Raw genomic sequence first — 24,481 nt, 5'->3', positions numbered from 1 at the left:
ATCGTCGCGTAGCCGCCGTCTACTCCTCGGCCTCCTTCTCCTCGGTGTCCTTTTGCTCGGTGTCCTTGTGCTCGGTGTCCTTGTGCTCGTGATGCGCCTCGTGGTCCGCCTTCGGGTAGTTCCCGCTGCGTTGATGGGTGCTTCTCACGATGGGAGGCCGCCCCTCGCGCTGCGAGCCCACGTACGCTCCCGCGATCTCCGTGTCGGGCCCGGCGTGCCCTTCGCCCTCGGTGTACTGACCGTGGACGGCGCGGCCCTCGGCCGCCTCGGGCTCGGTCTGGGTGTACCGGCCCTCGACCGCGTCGCGTTCCTGTGCTTCGACCATGTCGATCGCCTCCTTAGTTGCGACGTCGCAATTATCCTCCGATCGGGACTCGCGGGGAAGGGCGGGCGCGGCACTCGGAGGCGCCTCGCACCTCCGTCACAGCCTCGCTTCCGTGCACACGGGAGGCGATGCACGGTAGAACTAGAGGGTGAGTCACGACGACCAGCACGCCAGAGACGTCGACGCCGCCCTCCAGGCCGCGGACGTGATGATGCGCGTCGCCGCGCGGTCCGTCTCCGAAGTCGAGGACATCGTCACGTCGCCGCAGCTGCGCGTGCTGGTGATGATCGCCACCCACGGGCCGCAGACCCTCGGCAACGTCGCGACCGAGCTGGGCGTGCACGCCTCCAACGCCACCCGCACCTGCGAGAAGCTCGTCCGCGCCGGTCTCATCCATCGCGCGGAGGACCCGGCCGACCGCCGCTTCGTGCGCGTCGCCCTGACGCCGGCGGGCTCAGAACTGGTCCAGCGCGTCATCGGTCACCGCCGCACCGCATTGTCAGAGGTCCTGGCCGAGATGGAACCGGACGAGCGGACCGTCGCCGTCGCGTCGTTCCGCGCCTTCGCGCGCGCGGCCGGAGACCTGCCGGACGCCGACGGCCGGTTCACCCTGATCCTGCCGGGCACCGCGGGCGTCTAGCGCGACGCCGTCAGGCGGGAGGCTCGGCGCCGCACCGCGCGCACGGCCCAGGCGCCTCGCGGAACGCTCCGCACTCGGGGCACACGGAGGCGAGCCAGCACGCGGCGTCGCCGCCCTCCGCCCCGTCCGTATCGGGATCGGCGGGCCGAGCCGCGTGATGCGCCGGAAGCGCATCACCAGACATCCGGCACCCCCGCCGCGAGCTCGGCGAACACGTCCGCCGCGTCGTCGAACCGCGACAGCCCTGCGCTCTGACCCATCCAGAGCGACAGCAGCTCGGGCCGGTCGCCCTGCGCCTGCGCGGCGCGACGGAACACGCCGGTCAGGATGTTCTGCAGCGGGAAGCTCGCGCCGGCCCGACTCGTCTCGATCGCCCGCACCGCGCGATTCGGGAGGCCCCGGGCGACCCGACCGCTCATGGCGCGGGTGAGCACGGTGTCATTGGCCAGCGCGGTGCGGATGCGCTCGCGGTGGATGCCGGGCGCTGCCGACTGGGTCGTCGCGAGGAAGACGGTGCCCGCCTGGACGGCGGACGCTCCGAGCGCGAAGGCGGCGGCCACTCCGCGGCGGTCGGCGATCCCGCCGGCCGCGATCACCGGGATGCGGACGGCGTCGACGACCTGCGGGATGAGCGAGAGCCCGCCGACGAGGCTCCGCTCCGACGCGAGCAGGAATGACGGCCGGTGGCCCGCGGCCTCCAGACCCGAGGCGACCACGGCGTCCACGCCTCCGGCCTCCAGCGCCCGCGCCTCGGCGACGGTCGTCGCGGCGCCGATGACGGCGATACCGCGGTGGTGCGCCTCCTCCACCGTCGCGGCCGAGGGAACGCCGAACACGAAACTGAGCGCGGCCGGCCGGGCGTCGAGGGCGGCCTCCAGCTGCTCGTCGAAGTCCGGCAGCGGGGCGACGGGCCACTCGGGAGGCCGCACTCCGGCCTCCGCGTAGAGCTCGGCCATCCCCTCGACGGCGCGGTCGAATTCGCCGCGATCGAACGCCGCGGGGTCGTGCTCGCCCCGCTCCCGGTGCGGCAGCCACAGGTTGAGGGCGAAGGGGCGCCCCGTGCGCGACCGGAGGTCGTCGGCCACTGCGCGGATGCGGTCGCGGTCGAAGCCGTAGAGCCCGTACGACCCCAGGCCCCCCGCCTCGCTCACGGCCGTGGTCAGCTCGACGGACGACAGCCCCCCGAACGGACCCAGCACCACCGGCACGTCGATTCCCAGCTGGCTGGTCAGGCTCATCCGCACGTCCCCCGATCCGTGCGCTTGCGCAAAGGAATCTATTGCGCAATCGCAACTGTTGGCGTACCACTGATTATATCGGCGCGGCGCAGCCGATCGAGGATGCGGCGGCAGCACGACACCCGCTAGCGTTCGAGGCGTGGATGTGGATGTTCCGACCTCCGCCGGGCCCGGCCGGCTGGTCGTCGCGCCTGCCGAACATCCCCGCGCGCTGCTCTGGCTCGGTCACGGCGCGGGCGGCGGCATCGGCGCCGCCGATCTGACCGCGCTCGCCGCGTCGCTCCCCGCTGCCGGGATCACGGTCGCGCGGTTCGAGCAACCTTGGCGGGTCGCGGGAAAGCGTGTCGCCTCCCGGCCTCCCGCGCTCGATGCCGCCTGGTTGGAGGCCGCGCCCGTCGTCGCGGAGCTCGCGGACGGCCTCCCTGTCATCGTCGGCGGACGCAGCGCCGGCGCCCGCGTCGCGTGCCGCACGGCAGCCGAGACGGGAGCCGCCGCAGTCGTGTGCCTGGCGTTCCCCCTCCACCCGCCGGGCCGTCCGGAGGCCACCCGTCTGGACGAGCTGCTGACGCCCCGCGTCCCGGTGCTGGTGCTCCAGGGCGATCGAGACACCTTCGGCGGCGCCGGCCTTCTGCGCGCCGAGGTGGACGCCGCGCCCGGCGATCACGCGAACGTGCGCGTCGTGCCCGTCGCCGGAGCCGACCACGGGATGAAGACACTCAAGGCCTCCCCGCTCACGGCGCGCGACGTGCGCGAGCTTGTCGTGTCGACCACCGCCGCGTTCGTCGACGAGGTGCTCGCCGCGCGGTAGCCCCTCCCCCTCTTCGCGAAGGGCACGTCGTTGTCGCTTTGGCGCGTCGAAAGCGACAACGACGTGCCCTTCGACGTCGCTCGCTGCGCTCGCGAAAAGAAATTGCTATTTGGTGTTGCTAGGTAGTGGTACTTGGCGTTACTATCTAGTGGTAGTCAACAGCACTGAGTAGTTAGGAGGAGGTCGTGGGCAAGCAGACCACGGAGATGCTCAAGGGCACGCTCGAGGGCATCGTCCTCGCCATCCTGTCGAGCAGGGCCGCATACGGATACGAGATCACCTCGTGGCTGCGCGACCAGGGCTTCGACGACATCGCCGAGGGCACTGTGTACGCCCTGCTCGTCCGAGTGGAGCAGCGCGGCCTCGTCGACGTGGAGAAGGTCCCCTCCGAGAAGGGACCGCCCCGCAAGGTGTACTCGCTCAACGCAGCGGGACGCGAATACCTCGAAGAATTCTGGAGGACCTGGAGCTTCCTCGCAGAACGGATCGAACAGCTCCGAGATGGAGGCAACTGAAATGGCACCGAAGTGGATCGAGCTGGTCACCGGATCGCTCGAGCAGAAGAAGCAGTACCGGCAGCTCAAGGCCCGCCTGGAGGCTCTCCCCGAGCCCTACAACGGCGTCGCCAAAGCAGTCAACCGCTACCTCATGTACAACGGCGGCATCGTCGACGGCGACACGATCATGACGATGATGGGCGACTTCGTCGACCTCTTCGAGCGTGCAGCCACCGACGGCACCCCGATCCGCGAGATCGTCGGCGACGACCCGGTCGAGTTCGCGGACGAGTTCGCCGCCGCCTACCTCGGCACGCGCTGGATCGACAAGGAGCGCGCCCGTCTCACCGAGGCCGTCGAGGCGGCCGAACGAACCCAGGAGAAGGATTCATGACCCCGACCGCTGTCGCCGCGCCGGCCATCCAGGTGCGCGGCCTCGAGAAGTCCTACAAAGACCTGCACGTGCTGCGCGGCGTCGACTTCGAAGTCGAGAAGGGGACGATCTTCGGCCTCCTCGGCTCGAACGGCGCCGGCAAGACCACCGCGGTGAAGATCCTGTCGACCCTGCTCAGGGGCGACACCGGAACCGCGACGGTCAACGGCTTCGACGTCGCCCGCCAGGCCGACGATGTGCGGAGGTCGATCAGCCTCACCGGGCAGTTCGCCGCCGTCGACGAGGTCCTGACCGGACGCGAGAACCTCATCCTGGTCGCCCGCCTCCGCCACCTCAAGAACCCCGCCGGCATCGCCGACGACCTGCTGGCCCGCTTCTCGCTGACCGACGCGGGGGGCCGCAAGGTCGGTACGTACTCGGGCGGCATGCGGCGCCGGCTCGACATCGCGATGAGCCTCATCGGCGAGCCTCCGGTGGTGTTCCTCGACGAGCCCACCACCGGGCTCGACCCGCAGGCGCGCATCGAGGTGTGGGAGACGGTCAAGCGCCTCGCCGGCCGCGGCACCACGGTGCTGCTCACCACGCAGTACCTCGACGAGGCCGAGCAGCTCGCCGACCGCATCGCCATCCTCCACGAGGGCCGCATCATCGCGAACGGCACGCTGGCCGAACTCAAGCAGCTCCTCCCGCCGACCCAGGTCGAGTACGTGGAGAAGCAGCCCAGCCTGGAGGACGTGTTCCTCGCCATCGTCGGACCGTCGGCCTCCACCGAGACCGCGGCCCCCGAGACCACCAAGGAGTCCTGATGTCCACCGCAACGTTCGTCGCCGACACCACGGTCCTGACCGGCCGGTCCATGAAGCACATCACGCGCAGCCTGGACACCATCATCACGGTCACGATCACACCGATCGCCCTCATGCTGCTGTTCGTGTTCGTCCTCGGCGGCGCGATCGACACCGGTCCGGATTCCGGGTCGTATGTGAACTACATGCTGCCCGGAATCCTCCTGATCACGATCGCGTCCGGCATCTCGTACACGTCGTACCGCCTGTTCATGGACCTGCAGGGAGGGATCTTCGAACGGTTCCAGTCCATGCCGATCGCCCGCTCTAGCGTGCTGTGGGCTCACGTGCTCACCTCGCTGGTGTCCAACCTGATCTCGGTCGCGCTGGTCGTCCTGGTCGCGCTGCTGATCGGCTTCCGCACCGGAGCGAGCGTGCTCGCCTGGCTCGGGGTCGCCGGCATCCTCGTCCTGTTCACCCTGGCGCTGACCTGGGTGGCCGTCATCGCCGGCCTGTCGGCGAAGAGCGTGGACGGCGCAGGAGCGTTCGCCTATCCGCTGATCTTCCTGCCGTTCATCAGCTCGGCGTTCGTCCCCACGAGCAGCATGCCGGCGCCGGTCGCCTGGTTCGCCGAGAACCAGCCGGTGACGCCGATCGTCGACACCATCCGGGCGCTGTTCGCCCAGCAGCCGGTCAGCGGCGACATCTGGATCGCTCTCGCCTGGTGCGTCGGCATCCTCGTCGTCGCCTACGGCTTCGCGATGTCCATCTACCGGCGGCGGATCAGCCGCGGGTGAGCCGGGGCCTCCATCCTCCGGCTGCGGAACGGCCGCCGACCTGAAGGGTCGGCGGCCGTTCTGTCGTTCAGCCGAGTTCGCGCCGCATGATCCAGCGGACGCTGCCGCCCGAGTGCGCGTCGGTGGCCTGGAGCCTGCTGAACCCGTGCTTCTCGAAAAGCTCGACGGTGCCGACGTAGCCGCTTATCACATCCACCCGCTCGCCGCGGGTCTCGACAGGGTAGCCCTCCACGAGCGCCGCGCCTTTCGAGCGCGCGTGCTCGACGGCGCCGTCGAGGAGGTCGTGCATCAGTCCCCGCTTGCGGAAGCCTCCGCGCACGACGAAACAGACGATCGACCACGGGTCGAGCTCCTCATCGACGTGCGGGATGGTGCGGGAGTTCATCAGGCGACGGTAGGTGGACTTGGGTGCCACCGAGCACCAGCCGGCGACCTCCCCGTCGGCGTAGACCAGCACGCCCGGCCCCGGCTCGGTCTCGCATTCGTGGTGCATGTAGTCGATGCGCTCGGGCATCCCGAGCCGTGCGTCCCGGTACGACATGCAGACGCAGCCGCCGCCTCCCGGCTTGCGCGGCACCATGAACGTGGCAAAATCGTCCCAGCGACCGGTCGCCGGCAGCACCTCGATGGACATGCCCCGAGGGTAGCGCGGAGGACCGACAGCGAGCATGGCTGGCGTGTCCCGCGCCCGGGTCGCGGCGCTCGGCGGGAGGATCGTCGAGTGTCCAGCGACCTCCTCATGCGCATCCACTCCCCCGAGTTCCAGGCGATGTCGGAGCGGGTGCTCCGGGCGACCGAGCTGACGTCGCGGCTCAATGTGCTGCCGTTCGACGACGAGGCGGAAAAGGCCGCGCTGTTCGAGCAGCTCCTGGGCAGGCCCCTGCCGGACCGGGTGACGATCTACCCGCCGTTCTTCACCGACCACGGGCTGAACCTCGACGTGAGTGAGCGCGTCTTCATCAATCAGAACTGCACATTCCTCGATTACGCCGGCATCCGACTGGCGCCGCGCGTGATGGTCGCACCCCGGGTCACGTTCATCACCGTCGGTCATCCGGTCGACGTGGAGGACCGGCGCGTCTGGCTGACGGGCGGCCCGATCGACGTCGCCGAAAACGTGTGGATCGGCGCGGGAGCCACCATCCTCCCCGGCGTGACGATCGGCCGCGACGCCGTCATCGCGGCCGGAGCCGTGGTCGCCGACGACGTGCCGGCGGGCACCCTCGTCGCGGGCCCGAAGGGCCGCGTGCTGCGCGAGTTCTGAGCCTCGGATTTGCGGCACATGGTGCGATAGGGCGCCCCTCGCCTCATTCGGCGCAAATCCACAGGGCCAGGTAGCGCCATGAGCGTCGTCGCGGCGTAGGGTGCGGCACCATGGACGACATCACGAACCCGCCGAGCAGGTCTCGGCGGCCGGAACGTTCGGAGCTCGCCGACTTCGCCGACCGGCTCCGCGGCCAGCTGGCCGGCGTGCCGCCGGTGAGCGAGTTCCCCGGCACCATCGCCACGATCGACGCCGGGCACCTCGCCCGCAACCTGGGCACCGGGGTGAACCTCACCCTCCCTTCGGCCATCGCCACCGGCGACATCCTCTTCGCCCCCGATCTCAACCCGGCGTTCTTCTACTCGTGGGACGTCCACGCCAACCAGCCTCCGGACTGGTTCCGGATCTCACTGCGCTTCACCCCTGCGGACTTCGGCATCACCGAACCCCGCGCCTACGACATCGCCTGGACCGTCGTCCCCTTCTTCCTCGACCTGGGCGCGACAGTGACGCTGGAGGCGTCGCCCAACACCGGCGCGGTGCCGGCGAGCTGGACGCTGGACCAGCCGCAAGTGCGCACCCTTCACGTCGGCACCGCTGCGATCGCCCAGGACGAGACGCTGCACGTCGATCTGGTGCGCGGCAGCACGGGAGGCAGCTGGATCTGGCTGCAGACGACGATCGGGTACGCGCCGCTGACGACGGAGCAGTAGCGTCGCCGGGCTCGCAGATTTGCCGCGAATGGTGCGATCGACGCCCCTCATCGCCTCATTTGCCGCACATCACTTCCCGCACGCATTCTGGGAGCTCGATGGGACGGCCGCCGGTAGTCTCCACGTTGTGAGCGCACGCCCCGAACCGACGTCCCCGCCCCGCGCCGCCACCCTGGCCCCGCTCTACCTGGCCGGTTTCACGACCGCGTTCGGCGCTCACGGCGTGGCGACCGCGCTCGGCGTGGAGGCCGGGGATCTCGGCCTGTCGCTGCTGACCTTCGGGCTGGTGCTCGCGCTGTACGACCTGGCGGAAGTCGTGCTGAAGCCGATATTCGGCGCGCTGAGCGACCGGATCGGGGTGAAGCCCGTGATCGTGGGAGGCCTGATCCTGTTCGCGCTGGCCTCCCTGCTCGCGGTCGTGAGCCCGACGCCGGTGGTGGTCGCGATCGCACGGTTCGCGCAGGGAGCCGGCGCGTCGGCGTTCTCGCCGGCGTCGTCGAGCGCGGTGGCCCGGATCGCCGGAGCCGAGCGGCTCGGCCGCTACTTCGGCCGGTACGGCGCATGGAAGAGCATCGGCTACGCCGCCGGCCCGCTGATCGGTGCCCTCCTGGTGTCGCTCGCCGGGCTGGGGGCGCTCTACGTCACCCTCGCCGCCCTCGCGGTGGCGACGACGATCTGGGTCGCCCTCGCCGTGCCCGCGTTGCCGGTGCTCCCGCGCCCGCGCTACACCCTCGCCGACCTCGTCCGTCAGACCACCGAGCGCGGCTTCCTCCTCCCGACGCTCGCCCTGGCCACGACGACGGCGCTGCTGGGCGTCGCGGTCGGCTACCTGCCGCTGCTCGGGACGAGGGAGGGCCTCCCGCCCGTCGCTGCAGCTGGCGCGGTCGCGGTTCTGGCCGTCGTGTCGGCTTCCGCACAGCCGTTGGCCGGACGCCTCCGAGACCGCGGGCGCCTCCCCGTGCGCGTCGGAGTGCCGTCCGCCCTCGCTATCGGGGCGGTGGCGCTTCTCCTGCTGCTCTGGCCGCATCCGGCCGCGCTGTACCTGTCGGCGCTGCTCGCCGGGCTGACGGTCGGCGTCGCGACGCCACTGGCGTACGCGCACCTGGCGGCGGCGACACTCGCGGAGCGGATGGGCCGCACGATGGGCAACGCCGAACTCGGCCGCGAACTCGGCGACGCGGGAGGGCCGCTGATCGTGGGAGCCATCGGCACCGCGGTGGGGCTGACGGCCGGGATCGGGGTGCTGGCGGCGATCACCGCGGCGGCGGCCGCGGTCAGCGGCGTCGGGTTGCGGGAGGCCGGCCCGGCCGCGGAGGACTGAGCGTCGGTCACGAACCGGGCCGTCGTCCCGAAACGCTCAGAGGAGAATCGCCCGGGAATCTCCTCCCTGAGCCCCTCTGGGAGGATTTCTGCGGCGCGCCGCAACCCGATCTCCTCCGCGACGAACACCCCGCCCGCGGACCTACACGTTGAAGCGGAACTCCACCGGGTTCCGACACCGTTAGGCATTGTTGGGCCCGTCGAATCGAGCGTGAAGCATTACTTGAGGTCGACGCGAAGATGGATGCCCGGGTCAGGGTCTTGTCAAGCAATCGGGTCGCTTGCTGACGGCAGGTCATCATCGGCCAACACAAGCGTCCCAAAACCACCCCCACAGAACCACTCGCTTTGACTCCACGCGCGAAGGGCAGCAACGTTCCACGGCTCGAAGCCTCCAGTTGCCCAAGAGCGTTCAAGGTCCAGAAGAGATTGCCTTACGGCGGGCGCGCCGCCAAGCACGAACCTTCTTGTCAGTTCGAGACGGAGACCACCGAGGAAGCGAGACGCCTGTTTCGAGTAGAGCCGCCCGAGTTCATGACGGCTGAAGTGCGCACGGACACGCGCCGATAAGGTCGCGCTCCACCGAGGGGGCGACACGATTGTGTAAGTCAACGCGCCGCTCGTCTCGTTTAGGACGGCGACGAGCCAATCGAACTCGCCGAGATCATCGAAATATGGGTGGAGCGGTTGTTCCGCCGCCACCGCCGCCACGAAGGCCTTCTTCTTCTTGTTGCACTTGCTGCATATCGGCACGAGGTTGAGCGGAGTGACGGCGAGATAGTGGAACTTCGACTTAGGTAGGTAGTGATCGAGCTCGTCGACCTCGCGTCTGAGACAGTATGGACAGTCAAAATCTCCGACCAGCTCTTTCAGAATCTCGTAGAACATGCGAGCATTCCGGTCTTGAGGCACTAGCCGGTTCGTGTATGTCCATTTGACGGCGACATGCTCGGGAGCACCGATCGTACTGAGCGTCTCCGGAGTGCGGTATAGCTCTCCGGCCTGTCCCAGTGTCGCGTAGATCGCTTCCGCATCCACCAGGGGCTGTTTGCTCGCGACCGCGAGGATCACCTCCGGCGATGATTCCATGACCGCGAGAACTTCCCCCACGCCAAAAGGGGGCTTAGCTAGGGTCCTCATTTCGACTCGACTTCGGAGTACCAATTCAAGAGAACGCTTCGAGCTTCAAACCCGAGTTCGTGGCCAAAGTAGTCGAGTACTTCCTCGTAGGAATTTCCACTGCGCGCCGCATCGATGACCATCTTGTGAAAGCCGGAATCCGTTACCTCTAATCCGAACACGCTGCTCGTAAGAGTGCTCACGTTCTCACCGAAGGTCTCCAAGACCGGCCGACGCCCCTGAACGAACGCCCCTGTTCGGCGAATCCTCCAAGCACATTTTCGTGGAACCTCTTGGAGAACAACGGGCGAGTGCGTTGCAACTATGGCAATCCCACTCTTGTTACGCATCAGGTCCGAAAGCGTCCGTGTGAAGGCTGATAGCAGTGGCGGATGAAGATGACCTTCCGGCTCATCCATCAAGACGAGTGTCTGCTCAGTTACGGTCTCCACCAAGCGCGTCACCGTGAGCAGGACGATCTTATGTCCCGAACTCAACCTGTTGTAAACCGTCATCGCCGACTCGCGGAACTCAGCTTCAGTCGTCTCTTCGTCGTATCTGACCGCCAATTCTCTGACCTCGGCCGCCGAGAAGATTGGGTCGGATTCCAGGGTGGCAAGCGCCTCGACCCACGTGCCTTGCGATTTGGAACTGGCGACCAGCCATGCACTGTCCGCAAAGCCAACAGCAAGATCCTTCGGGGTTTGCGTGACGATCTTGCCGTCGTCCGTCCTCCGCTGGAGACCTAGGTACGCGTAAGGCACCTTATACGACTCGCGATCGTCCGCGACTGGCAGCGACGGGTTGTCGAAAGCGCTGAACGCAACATAGACGAGATTTGCCGCCTCAAGGGGCGGACCGTCGGTCGGGATATAACCGTCACGATCCTCTGGAGTCGACGTGCCCAAGATGTGGCGCCCCAGTGACAGGAGTGTGCTGGTCTTTCCAGCACCGTTCCGGCCAATCAATACATGGACATTGGTCGGCGGCTTCGAATCACCAATAACCTCAAAGTCGAGTTTGAGTGGGGGTGCAATCGGGTTGAGCGATTCACGAACGAACGAGAAATCGAACGACGCCCGCACGTCGCCGAGCTGAAGAAGTCGTGGGTACTGACGGCGAACCGAGTAGGCGGTGACGCTTCTCATGAGCGAATTGATGACACCCGGCGACAAACGAACGTCCTCGAACTCGCGCTGATCTACGGCTAGGTCTCTGAGATCCGACAGAATATCTGCGCCGCGTTCCGCTCCGAATAGATTGTGGATATTGATGTAAAGGTCGGTGTCTTGGCCAACGGAGACGTACCTGCGCGGCAGCGAGTCGAAATGTTCAGGAATCGGCGTCGACCAAGTCTCTCGCTCATCCTCGATGTAGTCGTGCTCGCGATCCAGAATCTTGATGAAACCGAGTCGAGCCGACTCGCGCGAATCGAAATAGTGCAGCGAGTAAAGGGTGCGGAACTTCCACCAGTCGTTCCATTCAGCGTGTTGCAGCCAGAATGTGCCTGCCTCCGGCTCTGAAGGCTGCTTGTCGCTTACCCGGAACTGCAAATCGCCACATCCTTGATCGACTCAAGACTCGATAATTCATACATTCTGGCAGTCGCTGCGCGGGAACAGGTAAGCGCACGCAGAGGGAGTCGTCAGCGCATCCATCCACCAAGGGAGGGCCGCTAGGCGGTGTTCCCGGTGATATGAGGCAACAAGATCACACAACGACTGAGCTAATGGTCGTCATTCAACCGTGGTCCCCGGCTCAGAACCGTCTGGCCCAACGGGAGGTCACTCCGACTTTGCCAACAGCACTACGGCACACAGCGTCTCGCATTCCGCGGGCATCCTTCGGTCCGAAACATTAAACCTAAACTCCACTACCTCCCCGTACTCACGGAAGTCGTTATGGCACGGGAGCGACTTCGCGCGCACGGAATCTGCCTTCGGAATCCTCATCCAGTATGAACTCGACGAACTGCCCGACGATCGGTCCGGTGTCTCCCGGAAAGTTCGCCAACGCGCCAGCGTGGAAAAATACGTTGTCGGGGATCTCGGGGTGGCTTATGAAGCCATAGGTGCCTTTGTAACTCAGCACTCGACCTCGTCGAACGACTACCGATTCACCGGTCGACACCGGGACACGTGGACGGCTTGGCTCGCCTACGAGGCGCGCAATCTCGCTAGTCATATCGAGCATGGCCGCTCCCTTGCCTTGCATCGCAGCCACTAGGCGCGGCCACTCTTCGGACCGCCGAAACAAGCCTTCGTGCTCCGCCACGCTCGTTAGTGCCGATTTCGTACGGGCAGTATCGTCACGCTTGGCATCAGTCTCCAACCTGCTCAGGGAACGCAGAGCAACCGCCGCCGCGCGGACAGCTCCCGAGACGAGGCGCGCATCGCGACTGCCGCCGTCGATGAGCGGTTTCGCACAATAGAAGCCGGCCAGAGCCTTGTCTAAGGCCACCGCGGGTCGTTTTTCGAACAGCTCATCTTCAGCCCAACGACGCCAGCTGTCGACGAGGGCCGTAGTTGCGATCCGTGCCAACTTGTGGCTCGAGGTGTCGAGGGCTTCCTCCAGGAGTTCCTGTCCCTCGGCATAAGACTTGTCCCAGACCAGGAAGTTGCCTAGGGCGAAGGCGGTGTCGGAGTTGCGCAGCGTCTCGTGCGCAAAACGCTCCAATTCGATGGCAGCCGGTATGTCGTGCATAACCCGCGCGAGGTGTCCAGCGTAGAAGTGAGCGACGCAAGCCTTGTGCTCCGAAGACTCGGAGTCGGCCATCGCCGACCGGTAAAGCGATGCCGCTCGCGCCGCGTCACCGCTCTTGCTTGCTATGAAGGCGCCTACGCGATCGATCTCAAAGAACCCCGGGTTCAAAGACCGCGCCCGTTCTACATAGGCTTCCGCATCAGCCCAGTCGGCGTCTGCCGAAAGTCGGAGTGCGAGTCGAAGCAGGTGTGCGGTCGGCTCATCCAGGTCATTTCTAAGACGGATGACGTTCGCGTCCAATTGGCGGTTTTGGAGTTCGCGCCGGTGCTCTTCCCTGTCGTGAATGTAAGCCGACTCCCGCGCCAGCACTTGATTCATCAAAGTCGAATTGTGGTCGGCGCGCGGCAGATATGCGCGCGCAGTCATCGAGAGCTCAAGCAGGTCGAGCTTGTCGCCGTCGGGTGACGGTGTCCTGGTCAGAAGCGAGCCCTGAAATAAATCCTGAGCAGACCGACGCAGAGTGTCCACGGCCAGGGCCGAGATGACAGCCAACTCGTCGAAAGAGATCGCCCGATCAAGGGAACGCAGAATTGCGAGCACGAGCTTGGAATCCGAAGGCAGCGCTTCGTAGACGTTGTCGACGCAAAAGCGCAGCAGTTCACCCTGGTGCCGGAGGGTGTCCTCTGGCATTTTCCCGGCCTCGACACTGAGTATGAACCAACGAATGGCTAATGGGGACATCCGCAGATTCGATACATAGCCCTTGATCTCGTCCGTCGACCTGGCGGCCAGTTCATTCTGGCGACGTCTGGCAGCGAACTTCTTGAACAGGAGAACGGCGTCGGCGATCGCCAGCTCTCCAAGAGCAAACCGTCGCTCGACCTGGCCGATCCCCACCCGGCTGGTGAATAGGAAGGTCACGGATTCCGGAAGCGCGTCATACAGCTCGAGTACCTCGCTGCCTTGCGCGGACTCGAGGTTGTCTAGCACGACCAGACAGCGAAGTCCTGATAGGTGGTCCGCAAGCTCGTCCAGCGAGCCCCGGAAGGAAGGATCGAGCACTCGCCCTAAGGCTTCGGTGGCTCCAGCGACGTCTCTCAACGCATCCGTTATGCTGCGGACACCAGCAGCGGTAAGCAGTTCGTGCTTCAGCGACACCCACAGAACAGCGTCGAAGAAGGGCTCTGACGCGTCAACCATCTGGTACGCCACCTGCAGAGCGAGAGCAGTCTTGCCGATGCCGCCTTCACCGGTGATCGTGATCATTCGATCCCGACCCTTGAGGAGAAGAGCCGTCACGTCGGAGACGTCCTTGCCTCTACCGATCAGACCCGTCTCTTCGTGGTCTGCAAGAGGAAGATTGTGGAGCACCTTCTCCACTGGCTTAGGGATGGATGTGAAAGGTGGCTCCCACCGCGTGTCTCGTTCAAGCCTCGAGAGCATCTGTCTAGTTAGCGTGAAGTAGCGCGAGGCGAACAGACCGATGAGGCCCTGTGCGCTCTCTAGGTCGTCGCCGTGCAACGGGCGTCCGTGCATTACCCGGTTTCTAATGCCAACGAGTCTGTCCATCGCGGTTACGTTTCGGCCAAGCTCGTCCCCGAGATCGCGAGGGAGGGCGACCGAGTGACGCATAAGAACGTCGAACGCCTGCCGTAAATAGAGGTAGTGGACAATCGAAACTGACTCAGACGAATCGTCAGCCGCCCGACGGGCTTCGGCAAGCTCATGGTCGGCCCCAAGGACCTCTTCCGCAGTCAGGTGGTCCAGTAAGTATTGCTCGATCGCAAGGCGAAGATCGTGTTCAAAAGCGTCCAGTAATTGAAACGCGCGGGCTTTGCTAAAGATGACTTCCACAACGGTGCTTTCTGGTGATGATTTGTTCAGCCTCGTTGTCAGCGCCGCGTACCGCTACCCCCCACCCGCGGGGCAACCCAAATCGTTCCAGAACGAATTGGCCCATAGCGCGCCTGTCGATTCGCTCGAGAAGCGTGAGCCCCGTTCATCCCTAACGCCACTTTCCGACGATTCCACACATCACGATCACTGGCGCGCCACACCGCGCGGACGAGAGGCTGCACGTCGATCTGGTGCGCGGGAGCACGGGAGGCAGCTGGATCTGGCTGCAGACGACGATCGGGTACGCGCCGCCGACGACGGAGCAGTAGCGTTCCAACACCGCAGATTTGCGGCAGATGAAGCGATTGGCGCCCCTCATCGCATCATTTGCCGCAAATCACTCCCCTGCCACGGCCTCCGGAACAGCAAGAGCCCGGAGGGCCACACCGTCGAACCGACGCGGGACGCACCACTCGAGCTCCGCGCCGGCCGTCCGGAGGGTGATGACGACAGAGTCGCTCCCGCCGACGATTTCGTTCGACCGAGCGGGACGACGTGATCCCGCTACGGTCGCTTCGACGGGCACACGGGTGCCCTCCATATTCAGGCGGCCCTCACGGATCGCCCATTCGCCGACCAGCCATTCGCGGCTCAGTCCGGTCTGCGACCCAGACACGACCCGCAGACCGCCGAGGAACACCGAGTTCTTCGCGATCCGCGCTCGTCGCCCCGCCGTGAACAGGTCCGCGATGGAGCCGCCGATGAGGGAGGCGGCCAGGTCACCGATGAACTCGGCGATCAACGGAGATCACGGAGATGGTGAGACGGCATGAGCGGACGATACCAGTAGCGCAGCAACTCGATGGCGCCTGCCCGGCGGCCAGACCTCTCAGAGGAGACGCGCCCGAGAATCTCCTCTCCGGACCACTCTGAGAGGTGTCCGTCGGCGCGCCGACCCGGGTTCTCCTCCGCAGCCGACGCCCGCGGACCTACACGTTGAACCGGAACTCCACCACGTCCCCGTCCTGCATCACGTACTCCTTGCCTTCCATCCGCGCCTTGCCGCGCGAACGGGCCTCGGCGACGCTGCCCGCGTCGACGAGGTCGTCGAAGGAGATGACTTCGGCCTTAATGAAGCCCTTCTCGAAGTCGGTGTGGATGACGCCGGCCGCCTGCGGGGCCTTCCAGCCCTTGTGGATGGTCCAGGCGCGGGACTCCTTGGGACCGGCCGTCAGGTACGTCTGCAGGCCGAGGGTGTCGAAGCCGATGCGGGCGAGCTGGTCGAGGCCGCTCTCGGTCTGGCCGGTGGAGGCCAGCAGTTCGGCGGCATCGGCGGCGTCGAGGTCGATGAGCTCCGACTCCAGCTTGGCGTCGAGGAAGACCGCCTGCGCGGGCGCGACCAACTCCGCGAGCGCCGCACGGCGGGCGTCGTCGGTCAGCACGTCCTCGTCCACGTTGAACACGTAGATGAACGGCTTCGCCGTCAGGAGGCCCAGCTCGCGGATCGGCTCCAGGTCGATGCTGGAGGTCGAGAGCGGCTTGCCGTCGTTCAGGAACGCGATCGCCTCGCGTGCGGTCTCGAGCACGATCGGCTCGAGCTTGCGGCCCTTGACCTCTTTCTCGTAGCGCTGCTCCGCCTTCTCGAGGGTCTGCAGGTCGGCGAGGATGAGCTCGGTGTTGATCGTCTCCATGTCGCTGGCGGCGTCGACCTTGCCGGCGACGTGCACGACGTCGGGGTCGGAGAAGCCGCGGACGACCTGCGCGATCGCGTCGGCCTCCCGGATGTTCGCCAGGAACTTGTTGCCGAGGCCCTCGCCCTCGCTCGCGCCCTTGACGATGCCGGCGATGTCGAGGAACGACACCGGGGCGGGGAGGACGCGCTCACTGCCGAACAGCTCGGCGAGCGTGTCCAGCCGGGGGTCGGGCAGGTTGACGACGCCGACGTTCGGTTCGATGGTCGCGAACGGGTAGTTCGCCGCGAGGGCGTCGTTCTTGGTCAGCGCGTTGAAAAGGGTCGACTTGCCGACGTTCGGGAGTCCGACGATACCGATAGTGAGAGCCACGGTCGTCCATTCTACGGGCGGCCGGGCGAGCGAAAGACGACCGAAGGGCACGCGGACGCCCCTCAAACGCGCGGGAAAGGGCGTTTACGTGCCCCTCGGCGGCGGAAACAGCTTCAGCCGCCCAACGTCGCCCGGTAGCAGCGGGTCACGTACGGCAGCTCGATGGTCTCGGCACCGGCGAGGTCGGGGTGCTCGGCGTGGAGGCGGCGCAGCGAGCCGATGACCGCCGCCTGCGCGTCAGGGTCCTTGGTGATGAAGTAGCTGCGCGATCGCGCGAGATCGAGCAGGCCGTCGAGCGTGAGCGCCTGCACCCAGTGCACGTCGAGGCGCTCCAGCGCACCGAAGGGAGGCCCCACCACAGGGTCCTCCTCGTCGCCGGTCACTGCATCCCCCGCGCCCATCAGCTCGCCCAGCTCGCGAACCCACTCGACGCTCTCGTCGCGGTCGTTCCAGACCAGGCCGAGCCGGCCGCCCGGGCGCAGAACGCGCGCGGCCTCCGGCACGGCGACAACCGGATCGACCCAGTGCCACGCCTGCGCGGAGACGACGAGCCCCGCGCTCTCATCGGGCAGCGGGAGGCTCTCGCCGCTCCCGAGCCGCGCCTCGGCCTCCGGCACCCGCTCGCCGAGCACCGCCAGCATCTGCGGCGACGGGTCGACGGCCACGACCTCCCGGCCCGCGCCGATCAGCGCGCGCGTCAGCTTGCCGGTGCCGGCGCCCAGATCGACGACGAGACCCTCCGTCCCGTCGGTGAGCCACGCGACGGCGTCCGCCGGGTAACCCGGCCGCGACGCCTCGTAGACGTCTGCCGCCCGGTCGAACGACCGCGCGTGCTCCACCCGCTCTCGCCTCTCCCGCATACCGCGACCCTACCCTCCGGGTCGGTGGCCGCCGACTCGGTGGCCGCCGACGGATTTCGGGTGTGCTCGGCGGTGCGCGCGGGCGGCGTCGGCGGGTCATGCAAGCATTCAGGCGTGCCACTGGACTTCACCGCCATCGACTTCGAGACCGCGAATTCGTCTGCGGCGTCCGCCTGTTCGGTCGGACTGGTCAAGGTGCGGGACGGCCGGGTCGTCGACCGCGCGAGCTGGTTCATCCGGCCGCCGCTCGGGCACGACCTGTTCCAGGAATGGAACATCCGCATCCACGGCATCCGGCCGGAGGATGTCGTGGGCGCAGCGGGCTGGGTCGACCAGCTGGCCGACCTCGTCGAGTTCGCCGAAGACGACCACCTCGTCGCGCACAATGCCGGCTTCGACATGGGCGTGATCCGCGCGGCGTGTGCCGCGACGTTCGTCTCCTGTCCCGAGTACCGCTACCTGTGCAGCCTCCAGGTCGCCCGCCGCACCTACCACCTGGAGTCGTACCGGCTCCCCGTCGCCGCGATGGCGGCGGGATTCGAGGACTTCCACCACCACGACGCACTCGCCGACGCCGAGGCCTGCGCCGCCATCGTGGTGCACGCCGCGCGCCGTCACGAGGCCGCGACGATCGACGACCTCTCGGCGCTCACCGGCGCGCGCATCGGCCGCATCGGCTACCCCGCCGCCGCATAACCCGCAGGCTCGCGAGGCGATTTCGCGCCCCGCCCACAGGAGCTCACGGTCGCTGTCGGCGGCCCCTGGCACACTGAGGGCATGGACACACTCGCCCTCCTTCTCGGCCTCCTCATCGGCCTGATCGTCGGTGCTGCAGCGGCAGGATTCGCCGTCGTGAGGCTGCTGCGCGGGCGGGAGGCCGCGGCCGAGCCGGCGGAGAGCCCCGCGATCGTCGCCGCCCGGCACGAGAAGGAGCTCGTCGAGGTGCGCGCGGCGGAGGCCGCGGTCCAGTCGGAGCTGCGCGCCGACCTCGCGGCCGCCGATACCCGCGTCGACGCCCTTCAGGAGCAGCTGCGCGGGCTGCAGCAGCAGTTGCGGGAGACCGAGGAGCGTCATCGCACAGAGGCGCTTGCTCAGAGCGAGCGCGAGCGCGCCGAGAGCAAGGTGCTGCAGGCCCTCGCTCCCGTCCGCGAGAGCCTCACCGACATGCAGCGCAAAGTCGTCGAGCTCGAGACTCAGCGGCACCAGCAGCACGGCCAGCTCGCCCAGCAGCTGCGCTCGGCCGCCGAGTCCGAGGAGCGGCTGCGCAGCACCGCCGAGTCGCTGGCGTCGGCCTTGCGCTCCAACAGCACCCGGGGCGTGTGGGGCGAGACCCAGCTCCGCAGCGTCGTGGAGGCCGCCGGATTGATCGAGCGGGTCGACTTCGACGTGCAGTCCAGCATCCACTCCGAGTCCGGCGCCGGCCGACCCGACATGATCATCCGGCTCCCCGGCGGCAAGAGCATCGCGCTCGACGCGAAAGTGCCGTTCAACGCGTATCTCGAGGCCAGCCAGATCCCCGCCACCGCCACGGGCCCTGAGGGGGCGCAGCGCGAGGCGCTGCTCAAGCAGCACGTGAAGGCGGTCCGCGACCACATCACGACGCTGGGCAGCAAGGCGTACTGGACAGGCCTGGAGTCCTCCCCCGAGCTTGTGATCGCGTTCATCCCGAGCGAGTCGCTGGTCTCGTCGGCGATGGAGGCCGACCCGTCGATCATGGAGTTCGCCTTCGGCAAGCGCGTCGCGCTCGCGTCGCCGGTGACTCTGTGGTCGGTGCTGAAGACGGTCGCATTCAGCTGGCAGCAGGATGTGCTGACCAAGGAAGCCAAAGAGCTCTTCGACCTGAGCCGGACGCTCTACGGACGGCTCAGTACCACCGCGGGCCACATCGAGAAGCTCGGCCGGTCGATCGAACGCACGGTCAAGGACTACAACGGCTTCGTCGGGTCGTTCGAACGCCAGGTGTTCCCAGCCGCGCGCAAGCTCGGAGCGTACGACGAGTCAAAGATCATCGGGGTGCTGGAAGGCATCGAGGAGTCCCCGCGCGAACTCACGGCGTTCGAACTCACGAACGAGCTCGAAGCGCAGGCCGAAGTTCGCTCACACGCCGGCGCTGCCGCCCCCGACGACGCGCGCGATATGCACGGCATCGACAAGCTCGCCCTCGAAGAGAAGCAGCGCGCCGACGCCGGCGACGCCGAGTCCGGCGCCGCCTGACGCCGCGCCGTCGCGGGTCAGAGTTCGCTGAAGCTCACAGCTCGTCGGCCGACAGCCACTTCTCGGCGAGGTGGTCGGCGACCACGCGGCGGATGGTGCCCGACTTGGAGCGCAGCACGATCGACTCGGTACGGATGATCGGGCCCTTGCGGCGCACGCCCTCCACGAGGCCACCGTCGGTGACGCCGGTCGCGACGAAGAAGGTGTTGTCGCCCTTCACGAGGTCGTCCGCGCCGTAAATCCTGTCCATGTCGAGCCCGGCCGCGATCCCGCCGGCGCGCTCGGCATCGTCCTTGGGCGCCAACCGGCCCTGCATGAACCCGCCGATCGCCTTGATCGCGCACGCGGTCGTGATGCCCTCCGGGCTGCCGCCGATGCCGACGCACAGGTCGATGCGCGACTCGTAGCGGGCCGCATTGATGCCTCCGGCCACGTCGCCGTCGAGCATCAGGCGCGTTCCGGCGCCCGCCGCGCGGATCTCCTCGATCAGGCCCTCGTGGCGCGGCCGGTCGAGCACCGCGACGCGGATCTCGCCGACCGGCTTGCCCTTGGCCTTCGCGAGCTCCCGGATGTTGTCGCCGATCGGCTGCGACAGGTCGACGACGCCGCGGCCCTCCGGCCCGGTGACGATCTTGTCCATGTAGAACACACTGGAGGCGTCCAGCATCGTGCCGCGATCGGACACCGCGATCACCGACAGCGCGTTCTGGCGTCCGGCCGCGGTCAGGGACGTGCCGTCGATCGGGTCGACGGCGATGTCGCACGCTGGCCCGCGGCCGTTGCCCACGTGCTCCCCGTTGAACAGCATCGGCGCGTTGTCCTTCTCGCCCTCGCCGATCACGATCAGTCCGTCGAAGTTCACCGTGCCGAGGAACTTGCGCATCGCGTCCACCGCCGCACCGTCGGCCGCGTTCTTGTCGCCGCGCCCGATCCACGGCGTGGCGCGGATCGCGGCGGCCTCGGTCGCCCTCACCAGCTCCATGGCCAGGTTCCGATCGGGATGCAGGAAGAGGGTCGCGGTGTCGGTGCTGGTCATGATGGGTCCTCCCGGACGAATCGAGAACGACACCGGCGAATCGAACGACGGCGTCAGCCGCCGGACGACGGCGATGCCAGTGTATCCGCGCACGGTCGCCGCGCACCCCCACCCCGGGTGAACGTTCATCGACGGCAGGCCGCACCGGCCGCCTCGGTATGATGAGAGCCGTTCGACACCCCGATCCTCAAGGAGCTGCAATGCCCATCGCCACGCCGGACCAGTACGCAGAGATGCTCGACAAGGCGAAGGCGGGCGGGTTCGCGTATCCCGCGTTCAACGTCTCGTCGTCGCAGACCATCAACTCCGTGCTCCAGGGCCTGACCGAGGCGGGCAGCGACGGCATCATCCAGGTCACCACCGGTGGCGCCGACTACTTCGCCGGCCAGACGGTCAAGGCCCGCGCGACCGGCGCTCTCGCGTTCGCCAAGTTCGCCACCGAGGTCGCCAAGAACTACCCGATCACGGTCGCGCTGCACACCGACCACTGCCCGAAGGGCGCCCTCGACGACTTCGTGCTGCCGCTGATCGCCGCCTCCGAGGAGGAGGTGCGCGCCGGCCGCAACCCGATCTTCCAGTCGCACATGTGGGACGGCTCCGCGGTGCCGCTGGCCGAGAACCTCGAGATCGCGCAGGAGATGATCAAGCGCACCAAGGCCATCAACGCCATCCTCGAGGTCGAGATCGGCGTCGTCGGCGGCGAGGAGGACGGCGTGCGGCACGAGGGCTCCAACGAGGCGCTCTACACGACTCTCGGCGATGTCGAGCAGGCCGTCGAGGCCCTCGGACTCGGCGAGAACGGCCGGTACATGGCCGCGCTGACCTTCGGCAACGTGCACGGCGTGTACAAGCCGGGCAACGTCAAGCTGCGCCCGGAGCTGCTCAAGGAGATCCAGGACGGCCTCGCCGCCAAGTACGGCACCGGCCCCAAGCCGCTCGACCTCGTCTTCCACGGCGGCTCCGGCTCGACCGACGAGGAGATCGCCGAGGCGGTCCGCAACGGCGTCGTGAAGATGAACATCGACACCGACACCCAGTACGCGTTCACCCGCTCGGTCGCCGGCTACATGTTCGAGAACTACGACGGCGTGCTCAAGGTGGACGGCGAGGTCGGCAACAAGAAGGCGTACGACCCGCGCGCGTGGGGCAAGGTCGCCGAGACCGCCATGGCCGCGCGCGTCGTGGAGGCCACGCAGCAGCTGGGCAGCGCCGGGCACTCCGGCAAGTAGTCCAGAAGGCAGGGGGGATGAGCGAGCACGAGCCGGAGAAGCGGCCGGACGAGCGTCCGCGACCGAAGTACGGCGAGCTCGCGCCTCCCGGCTGGGTGTGGCGTCCGCCGCAGGACGCCGACCGCCTGGACACCGCGCACCACAGTCCGGCGGCGTCGGAGATCGAACCGCGTCCCCCTGCGCCGCCGGAACCGCCGGCGGGGCCGGGTCAGCACGGCCCGGGGCCGTACGCTCCCGGCCCTCAGCTGCGTGCGGATGCGCCGCGCTGGAACCTCGCCTTCACGATCGTGATGCTCGTGATCGGGTTCTTCGGCATGTCGTACTCGATCGGCACCCTTCAGGCCCTGCCCGCGGCGATGGAACTCCTGCACTCCTCGCAGAACCTCGGCCCCTACGTGCAGGACCCGTCGGTCGCGCCGCTGATCACCGCGGGAACGATCGCGATGGCGGGCATCTGGGCGATCTCGGCCGGTCTGTCGGTCTGGCTGCTCGTGCAGAAACGGCTGGCGTTCTACATCCCGCTGGTCGCCGGCGTCGTCGCGCTGGTCACGCTCTTCGTGATCCTCGGGATCATCTTCTCGACCGACCCCGTGCTGCTCGACTTCTACGGCGGCATCTCACCGACGCCGGGGCCGAGCTCGCCCGTTCCGACGAGCCCGGCACCGACCCCGACACCGACACCGACGCCCGGGGTATCGGCGTCGGCGTGAACGGTCAGGCGGCGGCGCTGGTCGTCCGCGCCTCCTCGAGTCCTGCCGCCAACGGGGTGGTCGGCCGCCCGATGAGCTCGCTCAGGGTGCCGGTCACCTCGGCGAGCGCGCCGTCGCGGATGTTGCCGTCGAGCGCGACCACGAAACCGGCCGTCCCCTCGTCGAGGCCCGCCTCGCGCAGAGCGGCCGTGTGCTCCTCCGGTGCCACCGAGCGGTAGGAGACCGGACGGCCGAGCAGCTCGCCCACCGTCGCCGCGAGGTCGTCGAACGTCCATGCGACGTCCCCGCCCAGCTCGTAGACCGCGCCCTCGTGTCCGTCCGTGGTGAGCACGACGGCCGCGGCCTCCGCGTAGTCCTTGCGGGAGGCGGAGGCCACGCGCCCGGTTCCCGCGCTGCCGACGAGCTCGCCCGTCGCCGCCGCGATGTCGACCTGGCCGGTGTAGTTCTCGGTGTACCAGTTGTTGCGCAGCACCGTCACAGGGAGACCGGACTCCGCGAGAAGGCGCTCGGTCTCGGCGTGCTCGGGCGCGAGGATCAGGTCGGTGTCCGTCGCGCGGGGAGCGCTCGTGTAGACGATCCGCCCGACGCCCGCCCGCGCCGCCGCCTCGATGGCGTTGCGGTGCTGTGGGATGCGCTGGCCGACTTCCGAACCGGACACCAGGAGGAGGGCCTCCGCACCGGCGAAGGCCTCGTCGAGGGTCTCCGGCTGCTCGAAGTCGATGACGGCGGTCTGCACGCCGAGGGCCGCGAGGGAGGCGAGGCGCTCCGCACTGCGGCCGACGGCGCGGATGTCGGCCGCGGGCACGCCGCGCTCCAGCAGGGAGTCGACGGTGAGGCGGCCCAGGTGTCCGGTTGCTCCGGTGACGACGATGGTCATAGGGGTGTTTCCTTTCGTTCGGTCTCCTTTCGCAACCGGGGAAAGAGCGCGATACTTCCCTGTCGGAGGTACCCACTTTTCGGTAAGTTACTGACGTGGACACCAGATTCCCGTCGTTCGAGGCCCTCGGCTTCACGGACGGCGTACTCCCCTCGGAGTGCCCGTCGCGCATCGTGCTCAATCACGTCACGAGCACCTGGGGCGTGCTCGTGCTCGTCGCCCTCGCCCGCAGCGATCTGCGGTGGGGCGAGCTGCGCCGAACCGTGCAGGGCATCAGCGAGAAGATGCTCGCGCAGACGCTCCGCACCCTCGAGCGGGACGGCTTCGTGCTGCGCACCGCTCAGCCCACCGTGCCGCCGCGCGTCGACTACAGCCTGACCGGCCGGGGCAGGGAGGTCACCTCGCACCTGCTTCCCCTCATGCAGTGGATCGCTGGCAACGCCGACGACATCGTCGCGGGCACCCCGCCCGCGCCGCCCGCTCCCCTGGGCTTCGAGACCGGACAGGCATCCATCAGCGGCGACTACCGGGACGGCAACGAGGACTCGCTCTACGCGTCCTCCTGGTCGGCGTTCGTCGCCGACGGCGTCGGCGGCCACGCGGCCGGCGAGGTGGCTTCGGCCACCGTCGCGATCCGGCTCGCGTCGATGCTGGACGCGACCGAGGGCCGCCTCCCCGGCGAGGAACGGCTGCGCGAACTGGTCGCCATCGCCAATGCCGACCTGGCCCTCCGGGTGCGGATGGACGCTGCGCTGGCCGGCATGGCGACCACGCTCGTCGGGCTGTTCTCCGACGGTGAGCAGACCCTCGTCGCGCACACGGGCGACTCCCGCGCCTACCGGCTGCGCGACGGCGGCCTGGCGCAGATCACCGAGGACGACTCGCTGGTGCGCGAACTCCTGGCCTCCGGCGCGATCATGGAGGCGGAGGTCGCCGAGCATCCCCTGCGTTCGGTCGTGACCCACGTGCTGGATGGAGACCCCGACGACGCGGCCGCCCTGCACGTCGCCGCGCAGCCGCTGCGGCGCGGCGACCGCTGGCTGCTGGCGAGCG

The 24,481-nt window shown here is 67.7% G+C and carries 25 protein-coding genes and 1 pseudogene; 15 read left to right on the top strand and 11 right to left on the bottom strand.

Translation table 11 applies throughout. The features are described from left to right. Positions 1-19: 19 nt before the first annotated feature. Entirely contained in the window at positions 20-325 is a 306-nt protein-coding gene (locus AC0HS0_RS02800) for a hypothetical protein (RefSeq protein WP_472961501.1), read from the bottom strand. Positions 326-473: 148 nt separating this feature from the next. On the opposite strand from AC0HS0_RS02800, the gene AC0HS0_RS02795 reads away from it, so the two are divergent. Then, on the top strand, positions 474-965 hold the full coding sequence (locus AC0HS0_RS02795; RefSeq protein WP_472961500.1) for a MarR family winged helix-turn-helix transcriptional regulator: 492 nt from the start codon (positions 474-476) through the stop codon (positions 963-965). Positions 966-1,138: 173 nt separating this feature from the next. Here the strand turns inward: AC0HS0_RS02795 and AC0HS0_RS02790 are convergent, their stop codons facing one another. Continuing rightward, on the bottom strand, positions 1,139-2,203 hold the full coding sequence (locus tag AC0HS0_RS02790; protein ID WP_472961499.1) for an NAD(P)H-dependent flavin oxidoreductase: 1,065 nt from the start codon (positions 2,201-2,203) through the stop codon (positions 1,139-1,141). Between the two features lie 139 nt (positions 2,204-2,342). Here AC0HS0_RS02790 and AC0HS0_RS02785 point away from each other — a divergent pair, with 139 nt between their 5' ends. The 5 genes from AC0HS0_RS02785 to AC0HS0_RS02765 all read left to right on the top strand — a co-directional run bounded on the left by AC0HS0_RS02785 (position 2,343) and on the right by AC0HS0_RS02765 (position 5,484). Next, complete coding sequence (locus AC0HS0_RS02785; protein ID WP_472961498.1) at positions 2,343-3,011, top strand: alpha/beta hydrolase family protein; 669 nt, start codon at positions 2,343-2,345, stop codon at positions 3,009-3,011. Positions 3,012-3,196: 185 nt separating this feature from the next. Further along, entirely contained in the window at positions 3,197-3,526 is a 330-nt protein-coding gene (locus AC0HS0_RS02780; protein WP_055915209.1) for a PadR family transcriptional regulator, read from the top strand. Position 3,527: 1 nt separating this feature from the next. Continuing rightward, positions 3,528-3,902 carry a DUF1048 domain-containing protein gene (locus AC0HS0_RS02775; protein ID WP_472961497.1) on the top strand — a complete coding sequence of 125 codons (375 nt, stop codon included), beginning with the start codon at positions 3,528-3,530 and terminating at the stop codon, positions 3,900-3,902. Then, entirely contained in the window at positions 3,899-4,708 is an 810-nt protein-coding gene (locus AC0HS0_RS02770; protein ID WP_472961495.1) for an ABC transporter ATP-binding protein, read from the top strand. Before AC0HS0_RS02775 ends, AC0HS0_RS02770 begins: the two co-directional genes overlap by 4 nt. After that, complete coding sequence (locus AC0HS0_RS02765; RefSeq protein ID WP_472961493.1) at positions 4,708-5,484, top strand: ABC transporter permease; 777 nt, start codon at positions 4,708-4,710, stop codon at positions 5,482-5,484. The genes AC0HS0_RS02770 and AC0HS0_RS02765 overlap by 1 nt, the downstream gene beginning before the upstream one ends. Positions 5,485-5,551: 67 nt before the next feature. Here the strand turns inward: AC0HS0_RS02765 and AC0HS0_RS02760 are convergent, their stop codons facing one another. Continuing rightward, positions 5,552-6,118 carry a GNAT family N-acetyltransferase gene (locus tag AC0HS0_RS02760; RefSeq protein ID WP_472961491.1) on the bottom strand — a complete coding sequence of 189 codons (567 nt, stop codon included), beginning with the start codon at positions 6,116-6,118 and terminating at the stop codon, positions 5,552-5,554. Positions 6,119-6,205: 87 nt separating this feature from the next. Here AC0HS0_RS02760 and AC0HS0_RS02755 point away from each other — a divergent pair, with 87 nt between their 5' ends. The 3 genes from AC0HS0_RS02755 to AC0HS0_RS02745 all read left to right on the top strand — a co-directional run bounded on the left by AC0HS0_RS02755 (position 6,206) and on the right by AC0HS0_RS02745 (position 8,782). Continuing rightward, entirely contained in the window at positions 6,206-6,748 is a 543-nt protein-coding gene (locus AC0HS0_RS02755) for a DapH/DapD/GlmU-related protein (protein ID WP_472961490.1), read from the top strand. A gap of 110 nt (positions 6,749-6,858) precedes the next feature. Further along, a complete protein-coding gene (locus tag AC0HS0_RS02750; RefSeq protein WP_472961489.1) occupies positions 6,859-7,461 on the top strand; it encodes a hypothetical protein in 603 nt (200 codons plus the stop codon). A gap of 127 nt (positions 7,462-7,588) precedes the next feature. Continuing rightward, the gene (locus tag AC0HS0_RS02745) at positions 7,589-8,782 is read left to right on the top strand and encodes an MFS transporter (protein WP_472961488.1); all 1,194 of its coding nucleotides are present in this window, start codon (positions 7,589-7,591) and stop codon (positions 8,780-8,782) included. A gap of 263 nt (positions 8,783-9,045) precedes the next feature. Here AC0HS0_RS02745 and AC0HS0_RS02740 read toward each other — a convergent pair whose 3' ends face one another. The 6 genes from AC0HS0_RS02740 to AC0HS0_RS02715 all read right to left on the bottom strand — a co-directional run bounded on the left by AC0HS0_RS02740 (position 9,046) and on the right by AC0HS0_RS02715 (position 17,362). Continuing rightward, on the bottom strand, positions 9,046-9,891 hold the full coding sequence (locus tag AC0HS0_RS02740) for an HNH endonuclease (protein WP_472961487.1): 846 nt from the start codon (positions 9,889-9,891) through the stop codon (positions 9,046-9,048). A 26-nt stretch (positions 9,892-9,917) separates the two neighbouring features. Then, positions 9,918-11,453 carry an AAA family ATPase gene (locus tag AC0HS0_RS02735; protein ID WP_472961486.1) on the bottom strand — a complete coding sequence of 512 codons (1,536 nt, stop codon included), beginning with the start codon at positions 11,451-11,453 and terminating at the stop codon, positions 9,918-9,920. A 346-nt stretch (positions 11,454-11,799) separates the two neighbouring features. Beyond that, positions 11,800-14,457 (bottom strand): cold shock domain-containing protein, encoded by a 2,658-nt coding sequence (locus AC0HS0_RS02730; RefSeq protein ID WP_472961485.1) that lies wholly within the window; start codon positions 14,455-14,457, stop codon positions 11,800-11,802. A 379-nt stretch (positions 14,458-14,836) separates the two neighbouring features. Next, positions 14,837-15,241, bottom strand: coding sequence for a hypothetical protein (locus AC0HS0_RS02725; protein WP_472961484.1), 405 nt, complete (start codon positions 15,239-15,241; stop codon positions 14,837-14,839). 187 nt (positions 15,242-15,428) lie between these two features. Further along, a complete protein-coding gene (gene ychF / locus AC0HS0_RS02720; protein WP_472961483.1) occupies positions 15,429-16,502 on the bottom strand; it encodes a redox-regulated ATPase YchF in 1,074 nt (357 codons plus the stop codon). Positions 16,503-16,615: 113 nt separating this feature from the next. Beyond that, positions 16,616-17,362, bottom strand: a complete 747-nt coding sequence (locus tag AC0HS0_RS02715; RefSeq protein WP_472961482.1) for a class I SAM-dependent methyltransferase — start codon at positions 17,360-17,362, stop codon at positions 16,616-16,618. A 114-nt stretch (positions 17,363-17,476) separates the two neighbouring features. Between AC0HS0_RS02715 and AC0HS0_RS02710 the strand changes: the two genes are divergently transcribed. Continuing rightward, positions 17,477-18,058 carry an exonuclease domain-containing protein gene (locus AC0HS0_RS02710; RefSeq protein WP_472961481.1) on the top strand — a complete coding sequence of 194 codons (582 nt, stop codon included), beginning with the start codon at positions 17,477-17,479 and terminating at the stop codon, positions 18,056-18,058. Positions 18,059-18,139: 81 nt separating this feature from the next. Further along, entirely contained in the window at positions 18,140-19,576 is a 1,437-nt protein-coding gene (locus AC0HS0_RS02705; protein WP_472961479.1) for a DNA recombination protein RmuC, read from the top strand. Positions 19,577-19,610: 34 nt separating this feature from the next. On the opposite strand, the gene glpX is transcribed toward AC0HS0_RS02705, so the two are convergent. Beyond that, positions 19,611-20,612, bottom strand: a complete 1,002-nt coding sequence (gene glpX / locus AC0HS0_RS02700; protein ID WP_472961478.1) for a class II fructose-bisphosphatase — start codon at positions 20,610-20,612, stop codon at positions 19,611-19,613. 200 nt (positions 20,613-20,812) lie between these two features. Between glpX and fbaA the strand changes: the two genes are divergently transcribed. After that, complete coding sequence (gene fbaA, locus AC0HS0_RS02695; protein ID WP_472961477.1) at positions 20,813-21,841, top strand: class II fructose-bisphosphate aldolase; 1,029 nt, start codon at positions 20,813-20,815, stop codon at positions 21,839-21,841. A 17-nt stretch (positions 21,842-21,858) separates the two neighbouring features. Then, on the top strand, positions 21,859-22,551 hold the full coding sequence (locus tag AC0HS0_RS02690) for a DUF6264 family protein (protein WP_472961475.1): 693 nt from the start codon (positions 21,859-21,861) through the stop codon (positions 22,549-22,551). A gap of 4 nt (positions 22,552-22,555) precedes the next feature. Here the strand turns inward: AC0HS0_RS02690 and AC0HS0_RS02685 are convergent, their stop codons facing one another. Further along, positions 22,556-23,428, bottom strand: coding sequence for an SDR family oxidoreductase (locus AC0HS0_RS02685; protein WP_472961474.1), 873 nt, complete (start codon positions 23,426-23,428; stop codon positions 22,556-22,558). A gap of 95 nt (positions 23,429-23,523) precedes the next feature. On the opposite strand from AC0HS0_RS02685, the pseudogene AC0HS0_RS02680 reads away from it, so the two are divergent. After that, positions 23,524-23,889 (top strand): annotated as a pseudogene (locus tag AC0HS0_RS02680) (winged helix-turn-helix transcriptional regulator); the annotation flags it as partial. Positions 23,890-24,039: 150 nt separating this feature from the next. Continuing rightward, on the top strand, positions 24,040-24,481 hold a 442-nt coding region (locus tag AC0HS0_RS02675), incomplete at its 3' end, for a PP2C family protein-serine/threonine phosphatase (protein ID WP_472962103.1).

The sequence above is a fragment of the Leifsonia sp. PARNA 1/14 genome (assembly GCF_055720965.1).
Note: the sequence above shows the minus strand (reverse complement) of the source record. Positions and strands in the feature narration are given on the sequence as shown.